Here is a 6128-nt window from a genome sequence, read left to right on the forward strand (position 1 = left end):
ATTAATAATAAATTGAAATTACTCAAACGTTGTGGATTTGGCTTTAGGAATTTCCGCAATTTTGAATTAAGAGCTTTATTGTTCTGGCACTTCCCTAATAATTTAGCACAGTAAGTACGGAAGAACCTGACTTTAAGAGAATCGGGAACTGGTTGGGTTTGGGGAGACAATTCAAATAAGGAAGAACCAGAATTTGACTTCATTGTTTCTGCTCAACATTGCTTGTTTGCGGCGCGTCAGCGCCGCCATAAATCAATTAAAATTTACGGAAAGTGAATGGGTTACTACATTCAACGATTGCCAGCATTTAGTAAAAAAAAGACCCGGAATAACCGGGTCTAATAGTGACAACTCAAGCGACTAATTGAATTTGTCGAAGTAGTGAGGAAATAGGACTATTTTTAGTGGCTGTAGTTAGTCCATGTTTAATCAACAAATTATGGTGAATTTGCAAGAGCCATTGAGCTTTTGGTAAAGCAATTCCACTGCCAAGAAATCCTTTGAAACAGATGAAATCTCTGCTTCTATGAGGTTTAGGAGCAATCCGGGCTGACCAAAGGTTTCTAGCTATGCAAAGTTCTACATAGCGAATGTCTGCATCCAGCTTATAAGCTAAAGCAATGCTATAAGCAGAAGTAGGTGGCTCGGTATAATTTAACCGGAAAGCATGAACGCCAGCAAATGTATCGTAAATAGCCCAAAGTTCTTGTGGGTTTTCGTGGCAATATTGTGCGAGATTTTGGTAAACCTCACCTCGATGTGGTGTATCCCAATCGAGCATGATAAAATTATTAAATCTGATGGATTTAATGCCAGCTACAGTAGCCACGCAAAATCCATGTTTCTTCAAAGAGTCAGTCTGCTTTTGGTTAAGAGAAAAACTTTTAGGGTACATGAGCAACTAAGGAATTCATCATTCCTTTTGGCTGCGTCAGCGCAATTTTATCTTTTTTGACTGGAGAGCGTATGAAACGAGAAGTTATAGATGTTACAGGTTTAAATCCACAACAAATTGCCATGTTGCAAGAAATTATAGCAGCATTTCGGGCAGTTTCTCAACAACAAAATGTTAACCAAACAGTTAGTGATTCTGGTGATGAAGAGGAACAATTAAAGCAACTGCATAGAGAATTTGATTGGTGGGTAGCAGATGTAGGACTAAAAGAAACTTTAAATGCAACATATTGAACTATTATTAATGTCTGACGAGGTTTTTAAGCAATGGCTAGAACTACTAAAAACGAATACCGTAACTGGAGCTACAGTATTTGATTTGATGCACGTTGCCACCATGATGATATACGGAATTAAGAGTATTTATACTTTTAATGTAGATGATTTTAATGGCATTACTGACATGGAAATAATTTTGCCCAGTTAACAAATTCGATTGCCATTGTACGTCGTTTATTGGAGGTCAGTAGTAACCAAACAGATACGCCAAAGTCTAAGTTGGCATAATGTCATCAAGCCGTAATTGTAAATCGGGGAACAGGTAAGAAGAAATAGGATCTCCCAAGCGATATTGTTGCTGCTGGTACACACCATTAACTAAGTGGCAGACGGTGAAAGTAGGTTGTTTGGGATTGCCGATAAATTGTAAACCACCCAAGCCACGAAAGTCTACAATCCAATATTCTGGGATATTCAAAAAAGCGTATTCTTCCACTTTCCTTGCATAATCATCTTGCCAATTAGTGCTGACTACTTCAGCAACAAGCTTAATAGTATTTCCGTTACAAATAACAGGTTCTTTTTGCCACAGGGGTTCATTAGTTAGTTCTGCTTTATCTAAAACAACTACATCAGGACGAAGCACTGTAGCTTCAGCATATAGTGGTTTGACCAGACAAGTTTTTGGCACCAACCAGTTTAAATTAGCACGAAAAATTTCGACATAGATTCTACCCGCAATACTGCCAGCAACAGCTTCATGTGGGCCAGTAGGTTCCATGTCTCTGAGTTCTCCATCAATTAGTTCATAGCGTGTATTATCCCCGTATTGGGCAATAAAATCCTCGAAGCTAAGTAGTTTAGGTGGAGTGTAGGTCATTGGTCATGTTTGAAGGTAACTTCTTCCCATTCCAATTTTAAGGGATTGTCGGTGATAGCCCATTGTTCTAGATAGGGGGAAGAAAACGTTTTGACGCACTCCCCCTACCCCCTGTGGTCTGAATAATCAGAATGAAAGTCGGATATGATATGAGTTGTGCGATCGCTTTTACCACTCCCCAATCATTTGTGAGCCCAAGAAGCACAAATCAAACTTTCTGCGCTCTCCCCCTCATCCACCGGAATACAATGGATAAATTGCCTCATCCCCAGGCGCATCGAACTTTGAATAATAGTAGCCACCTCAAGACTATAATCGGAATTGGCGATCGCATCCACCTCATCATGAGCCATATTGCCAAGATGCGCCCCATATTCAGGATGAGAATCTAAGCGCTCGATAATCTCACCCAAAGCCATCTTCATAATATCAGCCTCCGCCATCGTCCAGAAAGCCGCCGTCGCATCCGGGCCTTTGACAGAAACACACTTGTTTTCCCCAAACTCTTGCGGATACAAAGGAAGAAACACCCCACGCCCTGTCAGACAACGCACATAACCCAATCCAAACTTAGTCCGCCCCAAAATCTCCTCAATCCCCAACACTGACGGCAAAGTGCAATTAGCCTCTTTGATAATCTTATGACAAAAAGCAGCCACACCAGCATAAGTTTTCTTCCAACCAGATTGACTCGACTGCGCCTCTTTATCAGTTAAACTAATCCCAGTACCAGTCCTAATAGTTTTCTGAAGCGTCTTAAAACCCTGCAAATTCATCGACCCATAATGCACGTTTTTACTAACAGCCCGCAACATCGCAGCCGTCTGATGATTAGCATGAGATTTATCCTTAAACCAAATACGAATATTATCCTCAGTCCAATCATCACCAAGCCCTTGAATAAATGCGATCGCAGAAGCAATCGAACAAAATATTTCCTGACTTTCTGAATTTAACCGCCCAATTAATTGAGCATCACTAGATGCCTCACAAGCAATGCGAGTATGCGCTTTAGAAAGGTCAGAAACAATTAAGTTACTACCAGGATGTGCCACAAAAACCGTTCTAATCGCAGGCAAATTGTAAGCTTGTAATTCATCAGGAAAATTACTAGGATTAGGAGGATTTTGCAAATTAGGATGTTGACTGCTACTGCGTCCAAAAGCCGCCCGATTAATTTGAGTATAATGAGAACGCACATACCCATCGCGCAACGATTCCTTGAGATTAATCAAATAATCCAGATAAGTCTTAGTAGTCTTAATCACCGAAATCAACCTAAGTTCTGGAATATCCCAATACTTACTCAAAGAATCAGCATTCACTTGCGTTAACTTCAACTTAAATCTCTGATTAATTAACTTAGGTAATTCCTTAGTTGAATAGAGATAAGGAACCGCTTCAGGAAAAGTAGAACCCAACTTATTCACCAAATCCTGATAAGCCGTTTCATACTGCAAAGTAACATTATTCAACGCCGCCTCATTTACAGGCATTCCATAATAAGCCATTTGTGCAAAAGCAGGTGTTGCACTACACTCAGCCATATAGGAATTCCAGACACCAATTTCCTTTAACAAAGGCTCAAGTCGGTCATATATTTGCAGAACTACTTCAGCATCATAACTTGCGTAATTAAGCTGATTATTACTTAGCTCTCCACCCCCCTTATCTCCCCATCCCCACTCAGATTTCTGTTCGCTTTTGTCTATTTCAATGCCAAGACGCAGACAAACAGAAGCCAAAGAATGCGCCTTATTGTTAACTTTATCCAGCCAAGGATCTAAACCAGCCCAGTACACTTGACTCATCAACTTAGTATCGCGGACACAGCGAATTTTATACCCATACTTCGCCAACATCCATTGTTGTTCAAAATCCAAAGAATGACCCACAACTTCCACCGTTGGATTGGCTAATCGTTCTGCCAAAGTTTCCCAAAATCCCAGCGCGTGAAGCTGTTGCTCAATTTGAATTCTTTGCTCATTAGAGAAAGCTAAATCAATCAATAGCACCCATACCTTACTATCTATAATAAAAGCTAAAGAAATCAGGCGAATTTCTCCAGTATTGGGGTCAAGTGCGCTATCAGGTTCTCCAGAATTACCAAAAGTTTCTAAATCAAACCCAAACCTTTTAGCTTGTTTCCACTCTCGAAAAAGCTCAGGAAAAAGAGGATTATCCAGCAGGACTATATTGGATTTTAGTGACTCTTCCTGTTGCAAAAATAGAGTATATTGGAAGTATTGTGGCATGGGAACACCTAGCTAGTTTCGACAATAAATGACCAAAGCAAATCCCTAGTTATTATCTTAGCTGATTTCTCAAAGTAATTGAGATTGGTATGGACAAGGATATTGAGGAAATATCAAATAAATATTTCCTCAATCAAAAAAGTATTTAGTTTGACACAGAAACTTTAATGGGTCTAGAAGTAACAGAACTAAAGGCAGATTCTAAGGCAGTAATTTGGCTATCAACTCTTTGTTTCAAAGCAGCACTTTTGACAAATACAGTAGCAGTGTCCTCAGAGAAATTTGTCAATGAGCCATGTTGAGAAAGTAACACTTTGAGCGACGGAGGAACTTTAGCTAACACAGTTTGCCAAATATTATTATGAGGAACAACAGCAGAAGTTGGTAAAGCTATGGGTGATGTTGTAGATGTAGATGTATTATGAAGATTGTCATGGTTGTGACTCTGCATAGCACCAGGAAGTAATCCCAAAATAGCAACCTCCAACCAGAGCCAAGATTGATTAGAAAATTTAATTTGGGCTTCACAAGTTCGCAGATGTTGTTGAGCAGCTAAAATGGTATGGCGACCCAAAGAAATAGCCAATTCTTTACATTGTTCTGGACTGACTTCTAATAACAAATAATCGCGTTGGTTATCGGAAACCGTCAGAGCAATCAGCATTTTGGTGTAGAATTCAATTAGATTCTGAAGTACCACCAATGGCTCTTTACCAGAATTGAGAAGGGAGCGGGTTATATTAATAGTATCCAATTCTTGATCGGATGCGATCGCTCTAACCAACTCCATTAATTCTAGCTCTGGTACAGCACCCACCAACTCCCAAACCTCTTGGGCTGTAATCGACTTTTCTAACAAACTAAGTTGCGACAACAAAGAAAGTGCATCTCGCAATCCTCCTGTAGCTAATTGTGCCACTAAACCAATAGCAACTTCATCAATTATTATCCCCTCAACTTCAGCAATGGTTTTCAAATGTTCCACCATCGCATCCAAACTAATGCGTTGAAAATTGTAGCGTTGACAGCGAGAAATGATAGTATTAGGTAACTTTTGAGGTTCCGTAGTACAGAGAATAAAAACCACGTTGGGCGGTGGTTCCTCAAGAGTTTTCAAAAGAGCCTGAGTCGCTGCATTACTTAATCCATGAGCTTCATCGATCGCATAAACTTTATAGCGACCCTGCACAGGAGTCAAGTGCGCCCCGGTACAAATTTCCCGAATCTGGTCAACCCCATTATTACTTGCAGCATCAAGTTCTAACACATCAATGGCAACCCCATTGGCAATATCTCGACAAGAGGAACACCGACCGCAAGGAGAAGCTGTGGGGCTATCCGTTTCCAAACAATTGAGCGATTTAGCTAAAATCCGAGCAGAAGAGGTCTTACCAGTCCCTCTTGGCCCAGTAAACAAATAGGCACTGGCAATGCGACTTGAGTTGATAGCATTGGTAAGGGCAGTTGCGATCGGATTTTGACCCACTAAATCGGCTAAAATTTGTGGACGATACTTTTGATGAAATGGTTGATACATAAACAATTCAAAATTCTCTCATTCAAAATTCAAAATTAAGGGTTAAGAGTCGGGCTATGGTTTGTAGATTGGGTAGACTAATTAAGGCTCGTTGAAATGAGTTGGCAAATTTTTCAAATATTTGGATTTGAGCTTTCCATCTAGGCTGATGCAAATGGCTCTCCCGTACCTGTGGGGATAAGTAAATCTTATTTAAATAAACAAGCTAACAGCTTTTCTCGCAAAGATTCAAAGCTTTTAAAGCCATAGCTTTGTCGAATAATGAGCTTAATTCTATTATTAA

The 6128-nt window shown here is 40.0% G+C and carries 7 protein-coding genes; 3 read left to right on the plus strand and 4 right to left on the minus strand.

Translation table 11 applies throughout. From position 1 onward, the window contains the following. Window positions 1-12 precede the first annotated feature (12 nt). A complete protein-coding gene (locus tag IQ264_RS31050) occupies window positions 13-114 on the plus strand; it encodes a hypothetical protein (RefSeq protein ID WP_413470365.1) in 102 nt (33 codons plus the stop codon). Window positions 115-352: 238 nt separating this feature from the next. On the opposite strand, the gene IQ264_RS31055 is transcribed toward IQ264_RS31050, so the two are convergent. Then, on the minus strand, window positions 353-895 hold the full coding sequence (locus IQ264_RS31055; protein WP_193986327.1) for a hypothetical protein: 543 nt from the start codon (window positions 893-895) through the stop codon (window positions 353-355). Window positions 896-966: 71 nt separating this feature from the next. Here IQ264_RS31055 and IQ264_RS31060 point away from each other — a divergent pair, with 71 nt between their 5' ends. Further along, window positions 967-1188: a hypothetical protein gene (locus tag IQ264_RS31060; RefSeq protein WP_193986329.1), complete on the plus strand. Its 222-nt coding sequence runs from the start codon at window positions 967-969 to the stop codon at window positions 1186-1188. A gap of 10 nt (window positions 1189-1198) precedes the next feature. Beyond that, window positions 1199-1381 carry a hypothetical protein gene (locus IQ264_RS31065; protein ID WP_193986331.1) on the plus strand — a complete coding sequence of 61 codons (183 nt, stop codon included), beginning with the start codon at window positions 1199-1201 and terminating at the stop codon, window positions 1379-1381. A 66-nt stretch (window positions 1382-1447) separates the two neighbouring features. Here IQ264_RS31065 and IQ264_RS31070 read toward each other — a convergent pair whose 3' ends face one another. The 3 genes from IQ264_RS31070 to dnaX all read right to left on the minus strand — a co-directional run bounded on the left by IQ264_RS31070 (window position 1448) and on the right by dnaX (window position 5845). Then, on the minus strand, window positions 1448-2053 hold the full coding sequence (locus IQ264_RS31070) for a Uma2 family endonuclease (RefSeq protein WP_193986333.1): 606 nt from the start codon (window positions 2051-2053) through the stop codon (window positions 1448-1450). Window positions 2054-2235: 182 nt separating this feature from the next. Then, window positions 2236-4308, minus strand: a complete 2073-nt coding sequence (locus IQ264_RS31075; protein WP_193986335.1) for a DNA polymerase — start codon at window positions 4306-4308, stop codon at window positions 2236-2238. Window positions 4309-4453: 145 nt separating this feature from the next. Beyond that, a complete protein-coding gene (gene dnaX, locus IQ264_RS31080; RefSeq protein WP_193986337.1) occupies window positions 4454-5845 on the minus strand; it encodes a DNA polymerase III subunit gamma/tau in 1392 nt (463 codons plus the stop codon). Window positions 5846-6128 lie beyond the last annotated feature (283 nt).

Origin of the sequence: [Phormidium] sp. LEGE 05292, from assembly GCF_015207735.1 — a bacterium.
Lineage (GTDB): Bacteria > Cyanobacteriota > Cyanobacteriia > Cyanobacteriales > Aerosakkonemataceae > Floridanema.

Coding starts and splice junctions, on each gene's coding strand:
- IQ264_RS31055 (WP_193986327.1), bottom strand. CDS start 895: ATGTACCCTAAAAGTTTTTCTCTTAACCAAAAGCAGACTGACTCTTTG.
- IQ264_RS31060 (WP_193986329.1), top strand. CDS start 967: ATGAAACGAGAAGTTATAGATGTTACAGGTTTAAATCCACAACAAATT.
- IQ264_RS31065 (WP_193986331.1), top strand. CDS start 1,199: ATGTCTGACGAGGTTTTTAAGCAATGGCTAGAACTACTAAAAACGAAT.
- IQ264_RS31070 (WP_193986333.1), bottom strand. CDS start 2,053: ATGACCTACACTCCACCTAAACTACTTAGCTTCGAGGATTTTATTGCC.
- IQ264_RS31075 (WP_193986335.1), bottom strand. CDS start 4,308: ATGCCACAATACTTCCAATATACTCTATTTTTGCAACAGGAAGAGTCA.
- dnaX (WP_193986337.1), bottom strand. CDS start 5,845: ATGTATCAACCATTTCATCAAAAGTATCGTCCACAAATTTTAGCCGAT.